21 protein-coding genes, 1 pseudogene and 1 riboswitch are annotated in these 23,774 nt (G+C 64.6%); of the genes and pseudogenes, 19 read left to right on the top strand and 3 right to left on the bottom strand.

All coding sequences use genetic code 11. From position 1 onward, the window contains the following. Positions 1-290: pseudogene (locus tag F1542_RS12095) on the top strand (oxidoreductase); the annotation flags it as partial. A 315-nt stretch (positions 291-605) separates the two neighbouring features. On the opposite strand, the gene F1542_RS12090 reads toward F1542_RS12095, so the two are convergent. Continuing rightward, on the bottom strand, positions 606-830 hold the full coding sequence (locus F1542_RS12090) for a CbtB domain-containing protein (protein ID WP_193733256.1): 225 nt from the start codon (positions 828-830) through the stop codon (positions 606-608). 169 nt (positions 831-999) lie between these two features. Here F1542_RS12090 and F1542_RS12085 point away from each other — a divergent pair, with 169 nt between their 5' ends. From F1542_RS12085 to cobJ, 8 genes are all read left to right on the top strand, one after another. Continuing rightward, a complete protein-coding gene (locus F1542_RS12085; protein WP_193733255.1) occupies positions 1,000-1,530 on the top strand; it encodes a histidine phosphatase family protein in 531 nt (176 codons plus the stop codon). Between the two features lie 54 nt (positions 1,531-1,584). Then, positions 1,585-1,829: riboswitch (cobalamin riboswitch) on the top strand. 156 nt (positions 1,830-1,985) lie between these two features. Further along, on the top strand, positions 1,986-2,384 hold the full coding sequence (locus F1542_RS12080) for a DUF1636 domain-containing protein (protein WP_193733254.1): 399 nt from the start codon (positions 1,986-1,988) through the stop codon (positions 2,382-2,384). 5 nt (positions 2,385-2,389) lie between these two features. Then, entirely contained in the window at positions 2,390-3,442 is a 1,053-nt protein-coding gene (cobW, locus tag F1542_RS12075) for a cobalamin biosynthesis protein CobW (RefSeq protein ID WP_193733253.1), read from the top strand. 32 nt (positions 3,443-3,474) lie between these two features. Next, on the top strand, positions 3,475-6,846 hold the full coding sequence (cobN, locus tag F1542_RS12070; protein ID WP_193733252.1) for a cobaltochelatase subunit CobN: 3,372 nt from the start codon (positions 3,475-3,477) through the stop codon (positions 6,844-6,846). Then, positions 6,843-8,075, top strand: coding sequence for a precorrin-3B synthase (gene cobG, locus F1542_RS12065; RefSeq protein ID WP_193733251.1), 1,233 nt, complete (start codon positions 6,843-6,845; stop codon positions 8,073-8,075). Before cobN ends, cobG begins: the two co-directional genes overlap by 4 nt. After that, entirely contained in the window at positions 8,072-8,713 is a 642-nt protein-coding gene (locus F1542_RS12060) for a precorrin-8X methylmutase (protein WP_193733250.1), read from the top strand. Before cobG ends, F1542_RS12060 begins: the two co-directional genes overlap by 4 nt. Next, complete coding sequence (locus F1542_RS12055; RefSeq protein WP_193733249.1) at positions 8,710-9,447, top strand: precorrin-2 C(20)-methyltransferase; 738 nt, start codon at positions 8,710-8,712, stop codon at positions 9,445-9,447. The genes F1542_RS12060 and F1542_RS12055 overlap by 4 nt, the downstream gene beginning before the upstream one ends. Then, positions 9,444-10,217, top strand: coding sequence for a precorrin-3B C(17)-methyltransferase (cobJ, locus tag F1542_RS12050; RefSeq protein WP_193733248.1), 774 nt, complete (start codon positions 9,444-9,446; stop codon positions 10,215-10,217). The genes F1542_RS12055 and cobJ overlap by 4 nt, the downstream gene beginning before the upstream one ends. Here the strand turns inward: cobJ and F1542_RS12045 are convergent. After that, entirely contained in the window at positions 10,181-10,951 is a 771-nt protein-coding gene (locus tag F1542_RS12045) for a cobalt-precorrin-6A reductase (protein WP_193733247.1), read from the bottom strand. The genes cobJ and F1542_RS12045 overlap by 37 nt on opposite strands. Positions 10,952-10,983: 32 nt before the next feature. On the opposite strand from F1542_RS12045, the gene cbiE reads away from it, so the two are divergent. The 3 genes from cbiE to cobM are packed head-to-tail and all read left to right on the top strand — an operon-like array spanning position 10,984 to position 13,354. Then, positions 10,984-12,234, top strand: a complete 1,251-nt coding sequence (gene cbiE / locus F1542_RS12040; RefSeq protein ID WP_193733246.1) for a precorrin-6y C5,15-methyltransferase (decarboxylating) subunit CbiE — start codon at positions 10,984-10,986, stop codon at positions 12,232-12,234. Continuing rightward, on the top strand, positions 12,231-12,605 hold the full coding sequence (locus F1542_RS12035) for a cobalamin biosynthesis protein (protein WP_193733245.1): 375 nt from the start codon (positions 12,231-12,233) through the stop codon (positions 12,603-12,605). The genes cbiE and F1542_RS12035 overlap by 4 nt, the downstream gene beginning before the upstream one ends. Further along, positions 12,602-13,354 (top strand): precorrin-4 C(11)-methyltransferase, encoded by a 753-nt coding sequence (gene cobM, locus F1542_RS12030; protein ID WP_193733244.1) that lies wholly within the window; start codon positions 12,602-12,604, stop codon positions 13,352-13,354. The genes F1542_RS12035 and cobM overlap by 4 nt, the downstream gene beginning before the upstream one ends. A gap of 84 nt (positions 13,355-13,438) precedes the next feature. Here cobM and F1542_RS12025 read toward each other — a convergent pair whose 3' ends face one another. Next, on the bottom strand, positions 13,439-14,524 hold the full coding sequence (locus F1542_RS12025) for a cobalt-precorrin-5B (C(1))-methyltransferase (RefSeq protein WP_193733243.1): 1,086 nt from the start codon (positions 14,522-14,524) through the stop codon (positions 13,439-13,441). 71 nt (positions 14,525-14,595) lie between these two features. Between F1542_RS12025 and F1542_RS12020 the strand changes: the two genes are divergently transcribed. The 7 genes from F1542_RS12020 to F1542_RS11990 all read left to right on the top strand — a co-directional run bounded on the left by F1542_RS12020 (position 14,596) and on the right by F1542_RS11990 (position 23,495). Beyond that, the gene (locus tag F1542_RS12020) at positions 14,596-15,921 is read left to right on the top strand and encodes a cobyrinate a,c-diamide synthase (RefSeq protein ID WP_227672699.1); all 1,326 of its coding nucleotides are present in this window, start codon (positions 14,596-14,598) and stop codon (positions 15,919-15,921) included. A 358-nt stretch (positions 15,922-16,279) separates the two neighbouring features. Further along, complete coding sequence (locus F1542_RS12015; protein WP_346011915.1) at positions 16,280-16,582, top strand: DUF6881 domain-containing protein; 303 nt, start codon at positions 16,280-16,282, stop codon at positions 16,580-16,582. Positions 16,583-16,825: 243 nt separating this feature from the next. Continuing rightward, the gene (locus tag F1542_RS12010) at positions 16,826-17,074 is read left to right on the top strand and encodes a FeoA family protein (protein WP_010508194.1); all 249 of its coding nucleotides are present in this window, start codon (positions 16,826-16,828) and stop codon (positions 17,072-17,074) included. Beyond that, positions 17,071-18,906, top strand: a complete 1,836-nt coding sequence (gene feoB / locus F1542_RS12005) for a ferrous iron transport protein B (protein WP_193733241.1) — start codon at positions 17,071-17,073, stop codon at positions 18,904-18,906. The genes F1542_RS12010 and feoB overlap by 4 nt, the downstream gene beginning before the upstream one ends. Beyond that, the gene (locus tag F1542_RS12000; protein ID WP_193733240.1) at positions 18,906-19,166 is read left to right on the top strand and encodes a DUF6587 family protein; all 261 of its coding nucleotides are present in this window, start codon (positions 18,906-18,908) and stop codon (positions 19,164-19,166) included. The genes feoB and F1542_RS12000 overlap by 1 nt, the downstream gene beginning before the upstream one ends. Before the next feature lie 322 nt (positions 19,167-19,488). Then, positions 19,489-21,705: an EAL domain-containing protein gene (locus F1542_RS11995; protein WP_193733239.1), complete on the top strand. Its 2,217-nt coding sequence runs from the start codon at positions 19,489-19,491 to the stop codon at positions 21,703-21,705. A gap of 56 nt (positions 21,706-21,761) precedes the next feature. After that, positions 21,762-23,495, top strand: a complete 1,734-nt coding sequence (locus F1542_RS11990) for a bifunctional diguanylate cyclase/phosphodiesterase (RefSeq protein WP_193733238.1) — start codon at positions 21,762-21,764, stop codon at positions 23,493-23,495. Positions 23,496-23,774: the final 279 nt, after the last annotated feature.

The following is a 23,774-nucleotide window of genomic DNA, read 5'->3' as shown; positions in this document are numbered from 1 at the left end:
CCTCTGTCCAGTACGGGGGCACGGTGGCGGCCTGCGGACTGGCGGGCGGGCTGACGCTGCCGCTGACGGTGGCGCCCTTCATCCTGCGCGGCATACGCCTACAGGGAATCGACAGCGTGATGTGCCCGCGTCCACGCCGCATGACCGCATGGACCCGCCTTGCACGCGATATCGATCCCGCGCGGCTGGACAGCATGCTGCACGACGCGCCCCTGGCCGACGCCATCGGGATCGCACCGCGCATCCTTGCCGGTCATATCCGGGGGCGGACCGTCATCAATATGGCCTGATCCGTCCCTGAAAGACTTTTGCGATGCTGTTTTTTTAAAGCGGCCGCCGTTTTCCCAAGCTTTTTGAAAAAAGCTTCACCAAAAACTTTCTTATGATCCGCAGGATGTTTCCTGACCGGATTTTCAGGGCCATTTGGAATAATCGGCTGATAAATAAATCAGACGTTTCCGGAGGCCGCCTTTTTTCAAAAAGTCGGCTTTCCTGACCATACCTCAAGGAATGGTCCTTCAACACGCACAACAAAAAACGGCATGCCCACCGGGGCATGCCGTCCTTCATTCACCGTCGCGCCATCGCAGGCACGCCGCCCTGATTCAGTGGCAGGGGAAACCCAGCAGGTGACGGCCATCATGCACGAATTCATGCACGTAATGGCCGGAGATGAGGGAGGTCGCACCCTGCTCGGCCCCCACGAAATAGATCAGCAGCGACGCCAGGACGAGCCCGAACACACCCCACGGCAGCAGGTCGCGGACCGGGATGGAAACCTGCGGTGCAGCGACAGCGGTGCTGGACAGAACGGATGTATCTTGGCTCATACTGGTAACTCCATGGATCACGTGCGACCCGGAGCAGCATGCGGGGAACGCACCACATCAGGCCGCCCTTCCCATAACCGGATCTGGGTCCATGTTTTCAAAATTGACATGGAAGGTCAATCATTCCCTTGCATATCCCACCCCTTCCCCACACGCAGGGCGGCATGGCATGAACCAGACCCTGACCTGCATCGCGCTGCCCGTCCCCGCCTGCGTGCGCCGTGGCGTTTTCCCGATGCATGGCGAAACATGTCCGCTGCCCGCCAGTCTTGCACGGCACATCCTGGATGCCGGACAGATCCTGTTTCCCCCCACCATGCCGGTTTTCGGCACAGACCCCGCCACGCCTGAACCGGCCCTGCACGCACCGGATATGGGGGCATGGGCAGGACAGTCGTTAAAAGACCTGCCCCCCGCCGATCTTGCGCGCTGGATTGCCGATGCCGGTTTCGCCCCGCCGGGCGGGGAAAGCCGGGCGGCACACCTGCACCGCGTGGCCCGATGGCTTGAAACCCTGCCGCCCACACCCGCACGGATCATGGTAGTGGCTGATACCACGGTCGTCCGTGCGATCGTGGTGGCCGCCCTTGGCGGAACCGCTTCCATGCTGTCGCGACTGGATATCGCGCCCCTGACCCGGACATGCCTGACCCGCCATGCGGCATGGCGCGTGGCTGTCTGTGGCGCACCACTGCCATGACCGCATGGCATGCGCCTGCACACCGGGTTTCTTTGACAGTGCGGGGATCAATCGTCTAAATCCGCCGCTGATGGTTCCCCCCCGTGGGGGAGAATAGGGAAGACGGTGCGCCATACCGGCAATTCCGTCGCTGCCCCCGCAACTGTAGGTGGCTGTTTCCCGGCCCGGTCCGCGTCTTGCGGGCCAGCATGCGCCACTGGCCCCATGATCGGGACCGGGAAGGCCGCCGGGATCGAGGGCGCTGACCGCGGCACCCTCCGCCACAAGCCAGGAGACCTGCCATCATGTCCGCCCGCAGGTGGACATAACAGGACCGAATTCGATCGCATGGCCGGCGGGGTGCCCGGCACGCGACAGGCGACCGCCCTGCCCCCGCGCAGAACGCAAAGCCATGACCGTGCACCCCGCCCACCGCTGCCCGCGCGCAGCAACGCCGCGAAAGGGCATGCACCGTAATGAGCACTCCCGCACCACCCGAACCGACGGATCCCGGCCCCGTTCACCTGCATGTCTGCGTGACCTGCCGCCGTGGCCTGCCCGCATCCGACAACCCGCCCGGACGCCAGCTGCTTGATGCCATGCAGGCGCTGGCAGCGGATAATCCGCAGGTTGTAGTGCATGAGGTCAACTGCCTTGCCGCCTGCAATGACGGCTGCACCGCCGTGGTGGCCATGCCGGGCAAATGGGGCTGGCTGCTGGCCAATCTTGGCCCGGAAAAGGCAGCGGACCTCATGACCTATATCGCCGCTTACGGCGCGTCGCGCAGCGGCACCGTCATGCCATCGCGCCGCCCCGCCAGCCTGTCGGACATGGTGCGTGGCCGTTTCCCTACCGCCCTTTTTTCAGGAGCCTGATCGCCATGACCCCATCCACCACGGCCCGCGCCAAGGTACCCGTCACCGTCATCACCGGCTTTCTGGGGGCGGGCAAGACCACGCTGCTGCGCCACGTGCTGGCCAATGCAAAGGGCCAGCGCATTGCCATCGTGGTGAATGAATTCGGCACGCTGGGCATTGATGGCGACACGCTGCGCGCCTGCGGCGTGGAAGGATGCCGGGACGAGGATATCGTGGAACTGACCAATGGCTGCCTGTGCTGCACGGTGGCCGACGACTTCCTGCCCACCATGGAGGCGCTGCTGGACCGTGAGACCCCGCCCGACCATATCGTGATCGAGACATCGGGGCTGGCGCTGCCCAAGCCGCTGCTCAAGGCATTTGGCTGGCCCACCATCCGCACCCGCATGACGGTCGATGGCGTGGTCACGGTCGTGGACGGCCCCGCCGTCGCCGCCGGCCGCTTTGCCGACGACCCTGAAGAAGTCGCCCGCCAGCAGGCCGCCGACCCGTCACTGGACCACGACAACCCGCTGGCGGAGGTGTACGAGGACCAGCTGCTGTCGGCCGACCTTGTGGTGCTGAACAAGACCGATCTCATGACCCCGGCACAGGCCGATGCGGTGGAAGCCTCCATCCGCGCCGAGATCCCGCGCGTGGTCAAGGTGGTGCGCGCGACCGATGGACAGGTGGACCCTGCCATCCTGCTGGGCCTTGATGCAGCGGCGGAAGACGACCTCGCCGCCCGTCCGTCGCACCATGATGCCGAAGGTGGCGAACACGAGCATGATGATTTTGAAAGCTTCGTCGCCCCCGTCCCCGAACAGGACAGTGTCGAAGGCTTCATCGCCTGCCTGAAAACACTGGCCGAACAGCACGACATCCTGCGCATGAAGGGCTACGCCACGGTGCGTGGCAAGACGATGCGCCTTGCGGTGCAGGGGGTGGGCAACCGCTTCCGCCACCAGTTCGACCGCGCCCTGACGCCGGGTGCACCGCGCACGGGCAGCCTTGTGGTCATTGGCCAGAAGGGCATGGACCAGTCCGCCATTACAGCAGCCCTGGCGCAGGGCTAGACGGCAGGTCAGCCGAAAACGGGGCAGCCACCATGCATCTGCTTGCACGTGAGGTCCGCACGCTGGAGGACGGCGAACAGGCGGAAGACCTGGGGCACGCCCCGGCGGATATCGTGTTCCTGTCCTTTTCGGACAGTGACCTTCTGTGCCTGAACGCGGCCCATGCGGCACAGGGCGCGCCAACTGCGACCCTGCGCACGGCCACGCTGTCGCGCCTGCTGCACCCCATGTCCATCGACCTGTACGTGGCCGATACGATCATGGAGTCGCGCTGCGTGGTGGTCCGGCTGCTCGGCGGCGTGGAATACTGGCGCTACGGTGCGGAAGAACTGTCGCGCGCGTGCCAGCAGGCCGGAATCCCGCTGGCCTTCGTGGCAGGCGACGGGCGTGATGACCCGCGTCTTGCCGCGCTTTCCACCGTGCCCGAATCCGTACGCACCCGTCTTGATACGCTGCTGCGCACCGGCGGCACGGCCAATATGCAGGCTGCCCTGCGGCTTATGGCGCATCTGGCCGGACGCGGGGCGGATGATGCAACCGCCCCCGTTCCCCTGCCGCCTGCCGAAGTGCTGCATGCTGCCGACCCGACACTACCGCTGCGGGCGATGGTGGTATTCTACCGCGCGCACCTGCTGGCGGGGGACATCGCGCCCATCACGCAGCTTGCGGCGCAACTGGCCCGCCACGGCATGGGGGCGGACCTTGTTTATGTCACGTCGCTCAAGAACCCCGATTCCGCGCGCGTCGTGGCCGCGCGGCTGGCGGCAAGCCCGCCGGATGTCATCATAAACGCCACCTTCTTTTCCGCCCGCGCGGGCGACGACAACCGCTCCCCGCTGGACCTTGCGGGCGTGCCGGTGCTGCAGGTGCAGCAGCCGGGCATTCCTTACACCGTATGGCGCGACAGCGTGCGTGGCCTGTCGCAGGCCGATCTGGCCATGCAGGTGGTGCTGCCCGAACTGGATGGCCGTATTCCCGCCTGCCCCATTTCCTTCAAGGAAGAAACGGCTCCCGGCCTGCCCGCGCGCCATGAACCCTATCCCGATGGCATCAACCTGACCTGCGCGCGCGCGGTGGGCTGGGCACGGCTGGGGCATGAACCGCCCGCCACGCGACGGGTGGGGATCATCCTGTCCGATTACCCCGGCGCGCAGGGCGCGCCCACGGGACAGGCGGCGCATGCCGTGGGGCTGGACAGTTTCGCAAGCCTTGCACATATCCTGCGCCTGCTGCGCGACGGTGGTTACGATACGGGCCATGCCGCCCTGCCCACGCCGGACGCGCTGGCCCACATGCTGGCGCGCGCACCGGCACGGCCCTTCGTTTCCGTCGCCACATATCGCGCGTGGCTGACGGCACTGCCCGCAGCGCTTCAGGATGCGCTGACTGCCTGCTGGGGCACGCCGGAAGATGACCCCACGGTCAGGGATGGCCAGTTCTGCCTGCGCCATGTCCATGCCGGGCGTGTCCTCATGGCATTGCAACCCGATCGCGGGGCCACGACCGACCGGCATGCGGGTTACCATGACCCCGACACGCCGCCCCGCCATGCCTATGTCGCGTTCTACCTGTGGCTGCGCCATGAACGGCAGCTGGACGCCATGGTGCATCTGGGCACGCATGGCACGCTGGAATGGCTGCCGGGGAAGGCTGCAGCCCCTTCGGCCACGTGCTGGCCATCGGTGCTGGCTGGCGGCATGCCCGTCATCTACCCCTTCATCGTCAACAATCCCGGCGAGGCAGCCGCCGCGCGGCGCAGGCTGGGGGCCGTCACGATCGGCCACATGACGCCCCCCATCGTGCCTGTTGGCACGGCGGGGGCCGATACGGGCGATCTGGAGCGCCTGATTGACGAATATGCCGCAGCCGACGGGCTGGACCGCAGGCGGGGCGCGATCCTGCGCGGGGAAATCCTGCAACGCGCCGACAGCCTTGGCCTGCTGAATGAATCCGGCCTGACCCGCACGGATGACGAGGACGAAGCCCTCGCCCGGCTTGATGCCTATCTGTGTGACGTCAAGGATCTGCAGATTCGCGACGGGCTGCATGTATTCGGCAATCCGCCCCCGCGTACGCCCGAACTGGCGCAGGCCATCGCACGGTCATGCGGCGGGATGGCGACGGACGACATCACCAGGCACCTGCTGGCCTGCGGGGATGCCGAAAGCACGGCGCTGCTGGCCGCCCTTGACGGGCGGTTTGTCCCGGCGGGACCGGCGGGCGCACCCACGCGGGGCCGGGCCGACGTGCTGCCCACGGGGCGCAACCTGTATGCCATGGACCCACGCGCCATTCCCACCCGCTCCGCCATGGTGCTGGCGCAGCGCACGGCGGCGCTTTTGCTGGAAGGGCACCTGCAGGATCAGGGCGAACCGCTGCGCAGCGTGGTCATCGACCTGTGGGGATCGGCCAGCCTGCGCACGGGGGGCGAGGACCTGGCCCTTGCGCTGCTGCTGATGGGGGTGCGCCCGGTATGGGATGGCGCATCGGGACGGGTGACGGGAATCGAGATCATTCCCATGGCCGAACTCGACCGTCCGCGCGTGGATGTGACGCTGCGCCTGTCCGGCCTGTTCCGTGATGCCTTTCCGGGGCAGATCGCCCTGTTTGAACAGGCGGTACAGGCCGTGGCCGCACGCGGTTTCGAGGCCCCTGACCTCAATCCCCTGGCGGCGCAGGCGACGGGGCTGGACGGGACGACGTTGCAGGTCGCGACCGCCCGCATGTTTGGCGCGGCGCCGGGCAGTTACGGCACCGGGGTGGAAGACCCGCTGGCACATGGTGAATGGACGACACGGGACGATCTGGGTCAGGCATGGCTGAAGGGTTCGGCATGGACCTATGGCGGCGGGCGGGAGGGACAGCGCCAGCCCGACGCACTGGCCGCGCGCATGGCGGGGGCGGGGGTGCTGCTGCATGTGCAGGATAATGCCGAAACCGATATTCTGGAAAGTGCCGACATGGCCACCCATGAAGGCGGCATGGCGGCGGCGGCCAGCATGCTGGGCAATGCGCCGCGCCTGCTGCATGGCGATACCTCCCGCCCCGATGCGCCGCGCCTGCGCGCCACGGCACAGGAAGTGGCCAGGGTCACGCGCGGGCGGCTGGCCAACCCGGCGTGGCTGGCGGGCATGCGCCGCCACGGCTATCGGGGCGCTGCCGAAATCGCACGCGGGGTACAGGCCCTGCACGGGTTCGCCACAACCGTGCCCGCACGCTTTGACCGGCAGTTTGACCTGACCTTCCGCGCCCTGCTGGATGATGTGGAAATGGACGCCTTCCTGCGCCATGCCAACCCTGACGCCCATGCCGCCATCCACCGCCTGCTGGCCGATGCCCTGCGCCGGGACCTGTGGCGGCCACGCAGCAATTCCGCCGCCATGCTGCTGGACCCGCAGCCATGACCATAGCCCCCACCGTGCGCGGCTGGTGCCCCGGCCTGCATACCCCGATGGAAGCGGCCGACGGCTGGCTGGTGCGTGTGCGTCCGCCGCTGGGCCGCCTGTCCTCGGCACAGGCCCGGCAGATCGCCCATGCGGCCCGGACCCATGGCAATGGGCTGATCGAACTGACCAGCCGGGGCAACCTGCAGCTGCGCGGCCTGACATCCGACAGCGCCCGTGCCTTCGCCCGTGACATGCATGCGGCCGGTCTGGCCAGCATTGATGCCGCGACCGAGGCCCGGCGCGGGCTGCTGCTTTCCCCCCTGGCGGGAATCGACCCCGACAGCGCACCCGATGCGCCGAACGTGATCCACGCGCTGGATGCTGCCCTTGCCGCTGCCGATACGCTGTGCGGGCTACCCGCCAAATTCGTGATTGCGGTGGAATGCGGTGGACATATCCCGACGGGTACGCTGCGGGGGGATATTGTTGCCCGCGCCACGGATAACGGATGGATGGTGGCGTGCGGCAATCGCGCCCTGCCCTGTGCCGGCGCGGATGTTGCACGCATTGTTGTGGCCCTGGCGCATGCGCTGGCGGCGATGCAACCCGCCAGTCGTCCCCTGCGCGATCCCACGCTGGGGCAGGCCGCCTTTGCCCGCACCGGGATGGGCGATGCGATAACCGTCCCCGCCGCCCGTGCGCACCGGCCCGTACTGGCTGGCCCCCTGCCCGGTCATGCCATGGGGGTCGTACTGCCGCCCGGTCCCATTACGGCGGGCATGTTCGAAGACATCGCGCGGTGGTGCGACAAACGCGGCAACGGCCATATGCGCGTGGCCCCGTGGCGGACGATCGTGCTGGAACACTGCGCTGTACGGCCTGCCCTGCCCGGCCTGATTACGCGGGCAGATGATCCGCGCCTGCGTATATGGGCGTGCATCGGCACGCGGGGCTGTGCGTGCGCCGCGCGCGACGTCATTGCCGATGCCCATGCTCTGGCCCCCGACCTGCCACCGGGTATCAGCCTGCATGTATCGGGCTGCGCCAAGGGATGCGCCCATCCGGCCCCGGCCGACATCACGCTGGTGGCGGGACCGGACGGCTATGGCCTGTGCCCGCATGGCCGGGCGGACAATACGCCTGTGGACATCGGGCTTTCACTGGCACAGATACATCCGATCGTGCGGGGCTGGTCCCCGGCACGCACCGACGCCACCCCACGCCACGGGAGAACTGAACCGGCATGACCCCGCAGACGGAACCGTACGACTACATTCATGACGGGGCGGCGATCTATGCCCGTTCCTTTGCCATCATCCGCGCCGAAGCCGATCTGAGCGGACTGAGCGAGGCGGAAGCCCGCGTGGCCGTACGCATCATCCACGCCTGCGGCATGGTGGATGTGGTGAAATCCATCCGCATGTCCCCCGATTTCGTAAGCAGCGCGCGCACGGCCCTGCTGGCGGGCAAGCCCATCCTGTGTGACGCGAACATGGTCGCCCACGGCGTGACCCGCGCGCGCCTGCCTGCCGGCAACCCGGTCATCTGTACCCTGCGCGACCCGCGCACGCCGGTAATCGCCAAGGAAATCGGCAATACCCGCTCGGCCGCGGCAATGGACCTGTGGGGTGACCAGCTTGATGGCGCGGTGGTGGCCATTGGCAATGCGCCGACCGCCCTGTTTCACCTGCTGGAAATGATCCGCGCGGGGGCACCCCGGCCGGCAGCGGTCATTGGCATGCCGGTCGGCTTTGTCGGTGCTGCCGAATCCAAGGAAGCCCTTGCGGAATTTGGTGACCTGCCATTCATCATCGTACGTGGCCGTCTGGGCGGCAGCGCCATGGCGGCGGCCACCGTCAACGCGCTGGCGAGTGAAGCGGAATGAACGCCAGTCCTGCTACGGGCCGCCTGTCCATCCTTGGCATGGGGCCGGGTGACCCGGAACTCATGACCGTCAAGGCTGCGCGCATACTGCGTGAAAGCCCGGCGGTGGCATGGTTCTGCCGCCATGACCGCCCCGGCCATGCCCGCCAGATCGCGGGCGACATGTTGCCCGAACAGGCCGAGACCCTGCGTTTCGCCTATCCCTTCACCACCGAAATCCCGGTCAGCGACCCGGCCTATCTTGTGCGCATGGCCGCGTTTTATGATGAATGCGCCGAACAGATCGCAACCCGCCTGCAAAATGGCCGGGACGTGGCCCTGCTGTGTGAAGGGGACCCGTTCCTGTTCGGATCGGCCATGTATGTGTTTGACCGGCTGCATGAACGTTTTGCCTGTACCATCGTGCCCGGCATTACCGCCATGGGCGGATGCTGGTCGGCGGCACGCCAGCCGATGGTGCATGGTGATGACGTGCTGTGCGTCATTCCGGGCACGCTGGATGCAGCAGAACTGACCACATGGCTGGAACGGGCGGATGCCGCCGTCATCATGAAACTGGGCCGCAATCTTGAAAAGGTGCGCGACGCCCTGCGCCATGCGGGGCGCGAGGACCGTGCGATCTATGTCGAACGCGCGACCCAGCCGCAGCAGCGCTGGATGAAGCTGACCGACATGACGGGACCGGCCCCGTATTTCTCCATCATCCTGGTCCCCGGGCGGGAGGATGCGCGATGACGCGGACGGATGGGCGCATCTTCATCGTGGGGCTTGGTCCCGGATCGCCGGAACAGATAACGCCGCAGGCCAGTGCCGCACTGGCGCAGGCCACCGACCTGATCGGCTACGCGCCCTATGTCGCGCGGGTCGAGGCCGGGCCAGCGGTCGCGCGCCATGCCTCCGACAATCGCGTGGAACTGGACCGGGCACGCCATGCCATTGAACTCGCACTGGCGGGACGAACCGTGGCGGTCGTATCCGGCGGCGACGCGGGCGTATTCGGCATGGCCAGCGCGGTGTTCGAGGCCATCGACCATGGTCCCGTCGCATGGCGGGGGGTGGATGTCACGGTCATACCGGGTGTTTCCGCCGTGCTGGCCGCCGCCGCCCGGCTGGGCGCGCCGCTGGGGGGGGATTTCTGTGTCATTTCCCTGTCCGACAACCTCAAGCCACGTGAAGTCGTGCATCGCAGGCTGGCCGCCGCCGCGGGCGCGGGACTGGTCATTGCGCTGTACAACCCGCGGTCAAAGGCCCGGCCCGACCAGTTGGGCGAGGCGCTGGACCTGCTGCGCACCATCCTGCCCGGCGATGTGCCCGTAGCCTTCGCCCGCGCGATCGGTCGCCCGGATGAACGGGTTATCCTGACCGATATTGCCCAGGCCGATCCCGAACAGGTGGACATGAGCACGCTGGTACTGATCGGCTGCCCGCTGACCCATGTGATCGACCGCGCGGATGGCGGCAAATGGCTCTATACCTCCCGCCGGGTGGAGGAGTCGTGCGCATAAAGGCGCTCCAGCCATGCCATGGCCCCCGCCGCGTCCGCCACGGTGGGGGCGGCGGCCACAGGCGGCCGGTCCACCATGATGACCGGCAGGCCGAGCGCGCGCGCTGCTGCCAGTTTGGCATAAGTGGCGGTTCCGCCCGAATTCTTGGTAACGATCACATCAATCCGTTCATCGCGCAGCAGGGCTTCCTCCGCCGCGACATCAAAGGGGCCGCGCGCCTGCAATACCCGCGCACCGGGTGGCAGCAGGGATGCATCCGGCCGGTCCACACTGCGCAGCAGCCAGTCATGCACGTCTGCATGATGGAAGGGCAGCAGGTCCTTGCGCCCCACCGTAAGCAGCACACGACGCGGCGTACTGCCCAGCGCGTGGGCAGCGGCCTGCATATCAACCACCCGTATCCAGTGGTCCCCTTCAACTGGCGTCCAGCCGGGGCGTTCCACGCGCAGCAGCGCAATACCGGCCCGCGTACATGCCTGCACGGCGTTGGCGCCCATGCGCACGGCAAAGGGATGGGTGGCGTCAATGACCGCGTCAATCCGGTGCGCCAGCAGCCAGTCATACAGGCCATCCACCCCGCCGAACCCGCCAATGCGGACCGCAAGCCGGGGCAGCACCGGCGCGCGCGTAACCCCGGCGAGGGAAACCGTGGCATCAAAACGCGCGCGGGCATGTTCCAGCAGTCCGTAAAGCGCGCGGGCCTCCGTCGTGCCGCCCAGAACCAGAACCCGCATCTTTTCTCCCTCGCATGCAACGGGGCCTACGCATGACCACCCCATGGCTGCATGTTATCGGCATTGGCGAAGAGGGTGTCGAGGGGCTGCCCCCCGCATCCCGCGCCCTGATTGCGGGGGCCACGCTGGTGGTCGGGGGGGCGCGTCACCTGGCACTTGCGGCATCGGTGACAACCGGGCGCACGCTGGCATGGCCGCACCCCTTTGCCGATGGCATTGCCCAGGTGCTGGCCCATCGGGGGCAGCCCGTCTGCGTGCTGGCGTCGGGGGATCCGTTCCTGTTCGGGGTGGGGACCACGCTGCGCCGTCATGTGCCGATGGGGGAAATGGCCTGTCATCCCGCGCCATCCTGCGTGGCGCTGGCGTGCAACCTGCTGGGCTGGGCGGAGCAGGACATAAATTTGCTGTCCCTGTGCGGTCGCCCGATGGAGGCCGTGGCCCCCGCCCTGCAGCCCGGTGCGCGGTTGGTGGTACTGTCGGCGGATGAAGACAGCCCGGCGCGGTTTGCCCGCTGGCTGCATGAACGCGGTTTCGGGCCGTCCATCCTGCATGTGCTAGGTGCGCTGGGCGGAACAGGGCAGACACACCACACCGGCACGGTCGCGGACATGGCGGCGACAGATCCGCCCCGTCCGCCCCGGCTGAACCTGATGGCGCTGGAAATCGTGGCCACGCGGGATGCGTTGGTCATCCCGTTGGCCTGCGGCCTGCCCGATGACCTGTTCGTCCATGACGGGCAGATCACAAAGCGCGAGATCCGGGCCGCGACCCTGTCCGCCCTTGCCCCGCGACGCGGCGAGGTACTGTGGGACATTGGCGGGGGATCAGGGTCCATCAGCATTGAATGGATGCTGCGCCACCCGGCCAACCGGGCCGTCGCCATTGAAAAATCAGCCGACCGCCGGGCGCGTATCGCCCATAACGCCCTGAACCTGGGCGTACCCGGCCTGCATGTCGTGGCAGGGGAAGCCCCTGCTGTCCTGCCCACCCTTACGACCGATGGCCTGCCCCCACCCGACGCCATTTTCATTGGGGGAGGCATAAGCAATCCCGGCATGCTGGACGGTGCATGGCGCGCCCTGCGACCGGGCGGGCGGCTGGTCGCCAATGCCGTGACACTGGAAAGCGAGGCAGCGGTCATCGCCGCCCATGCCCGCTGGGGTGGTACGCTTACGCGCATGCAGGTGGAACGACTGGAGGCCATCGGGCGCTTCCACGGGTTCCGTCCCGGCATGACCGTGACCAGCTACGCTGTCACCCGCATGGCAGACGGGCCGGCATGATCGTCGCGGGACTTGGCCTGCGCAGCGGGTGTGCTGCGGACGTGATCCTTGACCTGCTGCGCAAGGCCCATGAACGCTGCGGCCTGCGGCCGGACCTTGTGGCCGTGCCCGCCTTCCGCTACCGCGAAGCCGGGCTGCAGGCCGCAATCACCCGGCTGGGCCTGACGCTGCGCGCCGTAACACCCGATGAACTGGCCGCCGCACAGCCACGCTGCATCACCCGTTCCGTCCGCGCGCAGGCGGCGTTGGGGGTGGCGTCGGTGGCGGAAGGCTGTGCGCTGGCGGCGGCGGGGGCACGGTCACGCCTGATCGTACCGCGCCTGACCGGCACCCACGCAACATGTGCCATGGCACAGGGAGAAAATGCATGACCGTACATTTCATTGGCGCAGGCCCGGGTGCTGCCGACCTGCTGACCCTGCGCGGGCGCGACCTGCTGGCGAAATGCCCGGTCTGCCTGTACGCAGGCTCCATCGTGCCAACCGAAATGCTGGAACACTGCCCACCGGATGCGCGACTGGTGGACACGGCCCCCCTGACGCTGGACCTGATCGAAGCGGAATACCTCCGGGCCCATGCGGCAGGACAGGATATCGCCCGCCTGCATTCGGGCGACCTGTCGGTCTACAGCGCCGTGGCCGAGCAGATCCGCCGTCTGGACCGCCATAACATTCCATGGACCATGACACCGGGTGTGCCTGCCTTTGCCGCTGCCGCCTCCGTGCTGGGGCGTGAGCTGACGGTGCCCGAAGTGGCGCAGAGCGTGGTACTGACCCGTGTCAGCGGCCGGGCATCGGCCATGCCGGAACGGGAAAAGCTGGCGGCTTTTGGCGCGACCGGGGCGACACTTGCGATCCATCTGGCCATTCACGTACTGGACCAGATCGTGGCGCAGTTGACGCCGTTTTACGGTGCGGACTGCCCCGTGGCCATCGTGGCGCGGGCAACATGGCCCGACCAGTTGGTGCTGCGCGGCACGCTGGGCGACATCTGTGCAAAACTGGCTGAAAACCCGATCGAGCGTACGGCGCTGGTGCTGGTTGGCCGGGCGCTGGGCACGCATGATTTCCGTGAAAGCGCACTGTATAATGCCGATTATCACCGCCGTTTCCGGTCCTGACATGCTGCTGTCATCATGTATGGAAGAAAAGGAAACAGGTTTTCCCCAGCCCTGAGAAACTTTTATGTTTATCAAGGCACTATTCTAGACTGGAGAAGGACCATACCGGGCCACAAGCTGGCCTGCGCGGTCGAACAGCAGCACATCCAGCATGCAGTCGCTTCCTGCCAGAACATCCCGCGCACGGGCCCATGCCCCACGCGCCACCGCCGGACCAAGGGGAAATCCCCCCTGCTGCGCCAGTGCGAAGGCGGCGGCGACGGAATGGGCCTGCGTAATGGCCGCCACCAGCATCTCTGGCGCCCCACTGCGGCGCGCCAGTTCCGCCAGACGGGTCATGTCCGCCTGCCCCCTGCGCGAATGCAGGTCCAGAAACCCCTGCGCCAGCTTGGTCATCTTGGCCACGCCACCGCCAATGGTCACGCGGCCCACCGGGTGGCGACGCAGGTATTTCAGCAGGCCACCGGCAAAATCCCCCATCTCCAGCATGGCTTCTTCCGGCAGACCGTACAGCGCCCGCGTGGCCCGTTCCGATACATCGCCCGTACAGCCTGCCACATGCGGCAGGTCCAGCGCCCGCGCCACGTCCACGCCACGATGGATGCTGTCGATCCATGCGGCACACGAAAACGGCACGACAATGCCCGTTGTGCCCAGAATGGACAGGCCGCCCACGATTCCAAGACGGCCATTGAGCGTATGCCGCGCCATGTCCCGCCCACCTGCAATGGACACCGTGACCTGCACATCCGGCTCCCGTCCCGCCGTGTCACACAGGGCGGTACGGATCATGCGGCGGGGCACGGGATTGATGGCAGGTTCACCCGGTGGGATGGGCAGGCCGGGCAGTGTCACGGTCCCCACGCCGTCACCCGCCTGAAACACCACGCCGCTACCCGCCGGGCCATGGCGCACGTCCACGCGCACATGCGCGCCGTGGGTCACGTCCGGATCGTCGCCCGCGTCCTTCACCACCGCCGCCCATGCGCCATCACCCGCATGCCCGTGGGCGGCCAGCGCAAAGGCCACATGCTGCCCACCGGGCAGGGTGATGGTCACCGGATCGGGAAATTCGCCCCCGCACAGCCCATTCCACGCGGCACGGGCGGCGGCGGTGGCGCAACTGCCTGTGGTCCATCCCCGGCGCAGGCTGGTATGGGTACGCTCCATCTGGGTGATCTTCTTTCCCTATGGGGGTAAAAGGTGGCTCCGCTCACCACGGTCTAGCAGGAACGGACACGATGACACGAGGGCTGATGATAGCCGCACCCCGATCAGGCGGCGGCAAGACCACGCTGACGCTGGCCCTGCTGGCCGCCCTGCGCCGCAGGGGCGTTGCGGTGCGCGGGGCCAAGACCGGGCCGGACTATATCGATCCCGCCTTTCATGAAGCACTGACCGGGCTTTCCAGCCTCAATCTGGATAGCTGGGCCATGCCATCCGCGCTGCTGGATGATGTCATGGTGCAGGCCTGTTCAGACTGCGAAATACTGGTGACCGAGGCCTCCATGGGGCTGTTTGACGGACTTATGGAGCCCCGTGGCGCCCGTGGCGCACCGGCGGATATCGCCGCGCGCTTTGACCTGCCGGTCATACTGGTGCTGGATATCTCCGGGCAGGGGCAGTCGGCGGCGGCAACCGCGCTGGGCTTCGCCACGCTGGATCCGACCGTCCAGATTGCGGGCGTCATCCTGAACCGCGTAGGCTCCCCCCGCCATGCCGCCATGGCGACGCAGGCCATTACCGCCACTGGCATACCGGTGCTGGGCGCGTTCGGACGCGATACGCAGTTACAGATGCCCGAACGCCATCTTGGCCTGGTGCAGGCGCGTGAGCATGGCGGGCTGGACGAACTGGCGCACCGGCTGGCAACACAGGCGGAACGCGACCTTGACCTGGATGCCATACTGGCCTGTGCCCGGCCGCCACGTATCGCCCCCGTGGCGCCTGCGACCATCGCCCTGCCCCCGCCGGGACAGCGGATCGCGGTGGCGAATGATGCGGCCTTTTCCTTCCTGTACGCACATGTCGTGGCGGGCTGGCACCGGGCGGGGGCGGAAATCCGTCCCTTTTCACCCCTTGATGACGAAGGCCCGGATGAAGGATGCGATGCCTGCTGGCTGCCCGGCGGCTATCCCGAACTGCATGCCGGACGACTGGCAGCGGCCGGGCATTTCCGCCATGCGCTGGGACGGTTCGCGCAGACCCGGCCGGTACATGGGGAATGTGGCGGCTTCATGGTGTTGGGGGAAAGCCTGACGGACAAGACGGGTGAGACCCACCGCATGACCGGCCTGCTGGGACATGCCACGTCCTTTGCCAGACGCCGCATGAACCTTGGATACCGTAGCGCCACCCTGCGCCATGACTGCGCCATCGGGCCTGCGGACACCGTGCTGCGCGGGCATGAGTTCCATTACGCCACGGTTACCGACCCCGGCCCTGATGCGCCGCTGGCCAGCCTGCATGATGGCTATGGCATGGACCGTGGCACCGGCGGCGCACGACGCGGACATGTATCGGGCACGTTCTTCCATGTGCTGTCCACAGTGGAAACCATATCCTGACAGATAGTTCATCACCATCAGCTCATGGCTGGAGGTAATGGCAACATGCGGTCACGCGGTGGCATGACAGGGCGGACGGGGCGGAAGACCATGTGTCAGCATTCATAATGCCACGTCACACCGTACGGGTTATGCCCCGGACAGCGCCATCCGGTTCCGCACCCCTGCACGGCTTAAAGACTGTTTGAAAACAAATGGCTGATAAAAAACAATAAACATTTTTGGGTGCCGCCTTTTTTTCAAAATTCGGCGGTTTCCAAAGCTTTTTGAAAAAAGCTTCACCAAAAACTTCCTTATGATTTCTGGGTGTTTCCTGGGCTGACTTTCCAAACGGTCTCTTACCGAAAGATATATAAAATTGTTTTATATCAAGTGTATATGGAAACATGACACGAAACGGGAACCCATCATCCTTTATTGGGAAATGGATGATGACCGGTATGAATGCAGGAAAATCGAGATTTATGGGGATGGACGCTTCGGCATTGCCGACGAAACGCGACCAGCAGGCGAAACATGGCTGGCCGACGTGAAAATACCGCCCCTGTCTGAAATCAATAAAGATGAACAGTTTGAAGCCACGGAAATCAGCCGCACTGAATTCAAGAAAATATGGAATGGGTACAGCCCTGGATTAGACAGCGGCAGGCATTCAGCCTGATCCGTACCCCCCATGGCGGCACAGGCATGGGAAAGACCGGCCAGCGGCACCCACCATCCTGACAGCCTGCCGCACGGCGCGACCGGGACAGGCCGCCAGCACGGCGCCCGTGTCGTTACATGCGTCCCGGACATACCCGTACCCGCCATGGCGCAGGTATCGGAACAAACATGATGGACAACATTTCCACCAGTATTTAATAATAATTATCACTTACTGTTATTGTCCGGATAATTTCGCCTTATGCGACTGAGTGACCTGCCACGCGGAACCGACGCCGTGATTGACAGCGTTGATGACCACGGCAGCACCGACCCCGTGGCACAGAGACTGCGTGAACTCGGCTTCGTGCCGGGTGAGGCGGTGCGCATTGTCGCGACAGCCCCCCTGGGGGGTGACCCGCTGGCGGTGCGCATCGGCTTTACACGCTTTGCCCTGCGCCGCACGGAAGCAGCCCGCGTGAACGTACACACCGCGGGGGTGCAGGCATGACTGCCCTCAACATCGCGCTGGTGGGCAACCCGAACTGCGGCAAGACGGCGCTGTTCAACCTGCTGACCGGCAGCCGGCAGAAGGTGGCCAATTACGCCGGCGCCACGGTGGAACGCAAGGAAGGCTGGTTCACCACGCCCGCAGGCCGCACCGTGCGCCTGCTGGACCTGCCCGGCGCATACAGCCTGAACGCCACCAGCCCCGACGAGGCGGTGACCCGCGACGTCTGCGCCGGAACCTATCGGGGGGAGGCAGCGCCCGATCTGCTGGTCTGTGTTGCCGATGCGACGAACCTGCGGCTGCATCTGCGCTTCGTGCTGGAAATGCGTGCCCTTGGCCGCCCGGCGGTGCTGGCGCTGAACATGATTGACGCAGCACAGCGTGGGGGCATGGAAATCGACCTGCCGCGCCTGCAGGCTGAAATCGGCATGCCGGTGGTACCCACGGTGGGCATCAGACGCGACGGGGCACGCAGCCTGCTGGCACAGCTTGATGGCGCGCCACCGCCAGTACCCGTCCCGCTGCCTGCTGGCACGGACCTGCATGCAATGGTGCGCCAGATCCTGTCGGACTGCGTGACCCAGTCCACCCCCCTGTCCGACCGGGTGGAGGAACGGCTGGACCGCTGGGTGCTGCACCCGGTGTGGGGACCGGTCATCCTGATCGTGCTGCTGTTCTTCATGTTCCAGGCGGTTTTCGCCTGGGCACAGCCGCTGATGGACGGAATCGACGCGGGCATGGGCTGGCTGGGACAGCAGGTGGGGCAATTACTACCTGATGGCGTGCTGCGCAGCCTGATCGTGGATGGCGTGATCGCGGGGGCTGGCAGTGTGGTGACATTCCTGCCGCAGATCCTGATCCTGTTTGCATGGATACTGGCGCTGGAGGAATCGGGGTACCTGCCCCGTGCCGCGTTCCTGCTGGACCGGCTCATGTCCTTTGCGGGACTGAGCGGACGGTCCTTCATCCCGCTGCTGTCCAGCTTCGCCTGCGCCGTGCCCGGTGTCATGGCCACGCGCACGATCCAGAATCCGCGCGACCGTCTGGTGACCATACTTATCGCGCCGCTCATGACCTGTTCGGCCCGGCTGCCGGTCTATACGCTGTTGATCGGGGCGTTCATTCCCCATCGCAACATTGCCGGGCTTGTGAACCTGCAGGGGCTTGTCCTGTTCGGGCTGTATGCACTGGGCATCGTGTCCGCCGTGGTGGTGGCGCGCGTGCTGCGCTGGCGCAACCCCGACCGGCAGGAAGCCACCCTGCTTATGGAACTGCCGGCCTACCGGCTGCCCAATCCACGTGACCTTGCGCTGGGGCTGTGGGAACGGGCGCGTATATTCCTGATGCGCGTGGGCACGACCATTGTCTCGCTCACGGTGCTGCTGTGGGGGCTGTCCAGCTTTCCCGCCCCGCCGCCGGGTGCGCCGGGACCAGCCATCGACTGGAGCCTTGCAGGCCGGATCGGCCACCTGATGCTGCCGATCTTCGCGCCACTGGGTTTCAACTGGCAGATCTGCGTGGCCCTGATCCCCGGCCTTGCCGCGCGTGAGGTCGCGGTGGGCGCGCTGGCCACGGTCTATTCGCTGGGCTCCGGCACGGATACGGATCAGGCTGCCATCCAGCTTGGGCAGATGCTGCCCACACACTGGAGCCTGGCCACCGCCCTGTCGCTGCTGGCATGGTATGTCTATGCGCCGCAATGTGTCGCGACCCTTGCGGTCATCCGGCGGGAAACCGCATCATGGCGGGTGGTGGCGCTGGCGGCGGGATACCTGTTCGCCCTGGCCTATGTGGCGGCATTCCTGACCTACCATATCGCACGGATGTTCTGATGCACCTGGCCACGCTGTTCCAGACGCTGTTGGCCTGCGGGCTGGTCGGGGCCTGTGCGCTGTACTGGGCAGGCCGGCTGTTTCCCCTGCTGGCGCAGAAGGGCTGGCGGCAGATGGCGACCGTGCTGCGGCATGTCCATGCCCCGTCCGCCCTGATCCGTCATGCCGACCGGCACGCAACCCCACGCACCGGCGGGGGCTGTGGCGGGTGTTCGGGCTGCAGTGGCAAAACCTGCGCGCCCGACAGGCCCGTCAGGTAAAGATACGCATTTTAGAGAAATGACCAGATGGATCAGTGCGACAGGATGGGGTATATAGACCATCCGGTTTGTCATGATTATGCGGCGCCATGGTAATTTTTTATATAAATTCAGAATAAAAATTATTCTATATAATATGAGATATATGCCTTTCGGTCATATGATATCCGCTTGCCCACTGCTACCACCGCCCTGCCTGCCTTGATATGTATAATGGCATGCAAGGCAAGCAGCGTGACCATACCGTTCCATGACTTTACGCCCCCCGATCCGCACGGCTTGCGGCGACGGGCTGCCCTTGTCCCTTTTGCGAGGTAATTCAATGTCCAAGCCTAACCTGAGCGCTGAAGTCCTGATTTCGGCACTGGAACAGGCCATAGACGCAACCGTTATTATTGATGACCAGAACCACGTCATCTTTTTCAATAACGCTGCGGAAAACCTGTGGGGCCTGGACAGGAAGGACGTGCTTGGCCAGAACGTGAACGTGCTGGTACCCACGCAGCAACGCGGTGGGCATGACGCGTTCGTAAACCGCAGCCGCGCCAGCGGCCAGAACCGGATTGTCGGTACATCGCGGGAGGTGGATTTCACCCGCAGCGATGGGGAATACATATGCGGTGAACTGTCGCTGTCGAAGGTCGTCACGCATGATGGGCGTGTCTTCTTCATGGGGGTGATGAAGAACGTCACCAATGAAAGCCAGCAGCGCAAGATCCTGATCCTGCAGAATGACGTGCTGCAGGCGCTGGCCAGCGACATGATGATACAGGACGTAGCCGATTTGCTGTGCCGCCGGGTGGAAAGCTTCGTGCCCGGCACGGTGGCGGTCCTCATGCTCATCACCGCTGATGGGCAGTTGCGCGTGCTGTCCAGCCCGACCCTGCCGAAGCGGTACCGGACATCACTGGAAAGCCTGTACATTTCCTCCTCCGAACTGGAAAAGCTCCGGGTGGATCCCAACTACGCCACGCGGCTGGTATGGGACAGCTATCGTTCGCTCGGCATCTCACTGGGGCTGCAGCAGTGCTTCTGCACGCCGGTCTGCACGCGTTCGGGTCAGGTCAAGGGCATTTTCGCCCTGTATGCGCGTGAGGATCAGGGCCGCAACACATGGCCGCAGCGCATCGTTGATTCGTGCATTCCCTTCTGTGCGCTGGCGTTCGAGCAGAATGCAACGCAGGAACATATTTCCCATCTTGCCAATTTTGACAGCCTGACCGGGCTGCTCAACCGCTCCTCGGTCCACAAGGTGATCGAGGGCATGATCAACAAGCAGGATGGCAACCGCCAGTTCGCCATCTTCATGCTCGATATCGACCGTTTCCGCGATATCAACGACGCGCTGGGCCATGTCTATGCCGACCAGTTCCTGATCGAGATCGCGGCCCGTATCCGTGCCATCGCGCTGGACGGGTATGTCATCAGCCGCTCTGGTGGGGATGAATTCGTGGTGGTGGTGCCCAACTGCCCCACCAAGGAAGCCACTGAGTTTGCCGAACGCCTGCTGGCCACCATCGCCAAGCCCATGCAGATCGGGCAGAATACGCTGACGATTTCCTGCTCGATCGGTATCAGCACATACCCCGATAACGGGCCGGACAGTGAATCCCTGCTCAGCACGGCGGATGTGGCGCTGCGGCAGGCCAAGGAAAACGGGCGCGGCACCTTCCGCTTCGCCAACCTGGAAAAGAACCAGGTGGCGCAGGACCGGCTGGTGCTTGGCTCGGCGCTGCGTGATTCGCTGGCCAAGGGCATGCTGAACCTGCATTACCAGCCGCAGGTGCGCACGCATACACTGGAACTCAGCGGGGTGGAGGCCCTGTCGCGCTGGCACCATCCGACACTGGGCAACATCTACCCGTCCCGCTTCATCGCGGTGGCGGAGGAAACCGGCCAGATCGAGGCCATCGGCCGTTGGTCGCTGCTGGAAGCATGCCGCCAGATCGTGAAATGGGACCGCGACGGCATCCATGTCCCCACCGTGGCGGTAAACCTGTCGGCGGTACATTTCCGCAACCGCGCACTGCCTGAACACATCGCGGCCCTGCTGAAGGACCATGACCTCAAGCCCGCGCGGTTGACGGTGGAAATCACCGAAAGCGTGATGATGGACAACAGCCGCGATACCGAGGAAGTGCTGCAGTCCATCCGCAACCTTGGCTGTGGCCTGTCGATGGATGATTTCGGCACGGGGTATTCGTCACTGTCGCGGCTGACGCGCCTGCCGCTGACGGAAATCAAGATTGACCGCAGTTTCATCAATGAGTTCGAGCATGATACCAATGCGCAGGCCGTGACCATGGCGGTCATCGGCATCGGTTCGCGCCTGGGCATGACGGTTGTGACCGAAGGGGTCGAGACCGAACAGCAGTGGCGCCTGCTGGAAGAACTGAACTGCGATGTGATGCAGGGTTATCTGTTCGCCAAGCCGCTGGCCCCTGATGACCTGGAAAAATGGGTCAGGCAGCACAAGACAATCCGTGAAATCATGCCGGCCAAGCCTGCCGCCAAAAATGTTTCCGACAAGAAGAAATAATCCTAGACTGCTTACAGGTAATTCCCCGTTTCCTGCTCCGTATCCGAGGTACCAGAATGTCCGCACACCATGACAACAGGCTTCGCGCCCTAACGCATGAAGATGCCGACTTCTGGGCGGATGTGGTTGATAATGTCCTTATTGTCGCCGTGACCGACCGCAAGGGGGTCATTACCTACGTCAACGACAAATTCTGCAAGATCAGCCAGTACTCCCGCGAAGAACTGCTGGGCCACACCCATCGCATCCTGAATTCGGGGGAGCATAACAAGGCTTTTTTCCGGGACATGTACCGGACCCTGTATTCGGGCCAGACATGGCATGGCAACCTGTGCAACCGCGCCAAGGACGGCAGCCATTACTGGGTGGCGACCACCATCATTCCCCACAAGAACGCACAGGGGGAAATAAGCGGGTTTGTCGCGACCCGTTTTGAAATTACCGAACTTATGAACACGAAGGTACGGCTAAAAAAACAGGCCGCGACCGACATGATGACCGGCCTGCTGAACCGTGGCGGGTTCAACGCCAGCCTGATCACCGCCGTGGAAGCGAGCAAACGCCGCAATGCCGACCCGCAGGTGCTGGTGATGTTCGACCTTGACGGCTTCAAGCCAGTCAATGACATCCACGGCCATCACGCGGGTGATGAGGTACTCAAGACCATTGCGACGCGCCTGATCGAACTGATCGGGTCGCAGGATACGATCAGCCGCCTGGGCGGGGATGAGTTCGCGGTGATCCTTCATCACAGCCTGAAGACCATGCCGCTGCAGACCATCCTGAGCAAAATCCAGAACCTGCTGGAGGAACCGATCATGCTGGACAGCGCCACCGTGCGCATTTCCGGCAGTATCGGGGCCACCCCCATCACCGGCGAGGAATCGCTGGAAGCCTTGCAGAAGAACGCCGATGTCGCGGTCTATGCCGCCAAGCAGGCGGGGGGCAAGCAGGCGCGCATGTTCACGCCCAGCCTGCACAAGACCACGATGGAACGCGCCAAGATCCTGTCGGAAGCCCGGCAGGGTGTCGCGGAAAAACAGTTCGAGGTTTACTACCAGCCCATACTGAACGCCCGGACCGGCCGGATCGAACAGGCGGAAGCTCTGATGCGCTGGCACCATCCCGAACGCGGGCTGCTGTCCGCCGGTGCGTTTACCGATGTATTCGCGGATTCGGCGCTGGCCCAGATCATGGAAACGCATCTGGTGCAGTCCTTCCACGATGATATCCAGAAATGGAAGGAAGCGGGCCTGCCCAGCCTGCGGCTGGCGGTCAACCTGTCGCATCTGGACCTGCTGAACCTTGAACAGCAGATCGACCTGTTCAGCGAGATCCGGCAGCTCAACCTCGACCCCAGCACCTTCATGCTGGAAGTCACCGAACAGATGCTGCAGGGACGGCGTGCGGAAAAAAGCCGCCTGCGCCTGCGCGGCCTGGCGGAAGACGGGTTCGGGCTGGCCATGGACAATTTCGGCTACGGCACGGTGCGGCTGTCCACGCTACGGGAACTGCCGCTGCAGTCGCTGAAGCTGGACCGTTGCCTGGTGCGCAATATCGGGTCGGATAGCAAGGCACGCAGCCTGCTGGCCTCGCTCATCAAGCTTGGTCATGGCTACAACCTGGCCGTAACGGTGGAAGGTGTGGAAACACAGGAAGAATTTGATACCGTGCGCGCGCTGGGCGTGGACTATGTGCAGGGCTTCTTCATCTCGCGCGCGGTTTCCGCCACGGAACTGATCCGCATTACGCGTGAGGATGCATGGAACCCTGCCCCTACGACCGCATGAACCCGCGCGCCAGACCATAAAGAAGTTTTTGGTGAAGCTTTTTTCAAAAAGCTTCAGAGAATGCCGTCTTTTTGAAAAAACGCGGTATCCAAAAATTTTTATTCTTTGTCATGGATAAGTAATATAGCGTGGCTGGAGCTGTCGAAACAGCCCACACCTAACAACCAACCGCATGGATAGCATAATTTATTCAATAGTTAGAAAAATAATTAGAAAATAATAAATATAATAGAAATGATTCTGAATAATTGAATTTTAATATAATACCTTGATACAAAT

Origin of the sequence: Komagataeibacter sp. FXV3, from assembly GCF_015155755.1 — a bacterium.
In the GTDB taxonomy this organism is placed as follows: Bacteria; Pseudomonadota; Alphaproteobacteria; order Acetobacterales; family Acetobacteraceae; genus Komagataeibacter.
This window is presented reverse-complemented; position numbering and strand designations above follow the sequence as displayed.

Coding starts and splice junctions, on each gene's coding strand:
- F1542_RS12090 (WP_193733256.1), bottom strand. CDS start 830: ATGAGCCAAGATACATCCGTTCTGTCCAGCACCGCTGTCGCTGCACCG.
- F1542_RS12085 (WP_193733255.1), top strand. CDS start 1,000: ATGAACCAGACCCTGACCTGCATCGCGCTGCCCGTCCCCGCCTGCGTG.
- F1542_RS12080 (WP_193733254.1), top strand. CDS start 1,986: ATGAGCACTCCCGCACCACCCGAACCGACGGATCCCGGCCCCGTTCAC.
- cobW (WP_193733253.1), top strand. CDS start 2,390: ATGACCCCATCCACCACGGCCCGCGCCAAGGTACCCGTCACCGTCATC.
- cobN (WP_193733252.1), top strand. CDS start 3,475: ATGCATCTGCTTGCACGTGAGGTCCGCACGCTGGAGGACGGCGAACAG.
- cobG (WP_193733251.1), top strand. CDS start 6,843: ATGACCATAGCCCCCACCGTGCGCGGCTGGTGCCCCGGCCTGCATACC.
- F1542_RS12060 (WP_193733250.1), top strand. CDS start 8,072: ATGACCCCGCAGACGGAACCGTACGACTACATTCATGACGGGGCGGCG.
- F1542_RS12055 (WP_193733249.1), top strand. CDS start 8,710: ATGAACGCCAGTCCTGCTACGGGCCGCCTGTCCATCCTTGGCATGGGG.
- cobJ (WP_193733248.1), top strand. CDS start 9,444: ATGACGCGGACGGATGGGCGCATCTTCATCGTGGGGCTTGGTCCCGGA.
- F1542_RS12045 (WP_193733247.1), bottom strand. CDS start 10,951: ATGCGGGTTCTGGTTCTGGGCGGCACGACGGAGGCCCGCGCGCTTTAC.
- cbiE (WP_193733246.1), top strand. CDS start 10,984: ATGACCACCCCATGGCTGCATGTTATCGGCATTGGCGAAGAGGGTGTC.
- F1542_RS12035 (WP_193733245.1), top strand. CDS start 12,231: ATGATCGTCGCGGGACTTGGCCTGCGCAGCGGGTGTGCTGCGGACGTG.
- cobM (WP_193733244.1), top strand. CDS start 12,602: ATGACCGTACATTTCATTGGCGCAGGCCCGGGTGCTGCCGACCTGCTG.
- F1542_RS12025 (WP_193733243.1), bottom strand. CDS start 14,524: ATGGAGCGTACCCATACCAGCCTGCGCCGGGGATGGACCACAGGCAGT.
- F1542_RS12020 (WP_227672699.1), top strand. CDS start 14,596: ATGACACGAGGGCTGATGATAGCCGCACCCCGATCAGGCGGCGGCAAG.
- F1542_RS12010 (WP_010508194.1), top strand. CDS start 16,826: ATGCGACTGAGTGACCTGCCACGCGGAACCGACGCCGTGATTGACAGC.
- feoB (WP_193733241.1), top strand. CDS start 17,071: ATGACTGCCCTCAACATCGCGCTGGTGGGCAACCCGAACTGCGGCAAG.
- F1542_RS12000 (WP_193733240.1), top strand. CDS start 18,906: ATGCACCTGGCCACGCTGTTCCAGACGCTGTTGGCCTGCGGGCTGGTC.
- F1542_RS11995 (WP_193733239.1), top strand. CDS start 19,489: ATGTCCAAGCCTAACCTGAGCGCTGAAGTCCTGATTTCGGCACTGGAA.
- F1542_RS11990 (WP_193733238.1), top strand. CDS start 21,762: ATGTCCGCACACCATGACAACAGGCTTCGCGCCCTAACGCATGAAGAT.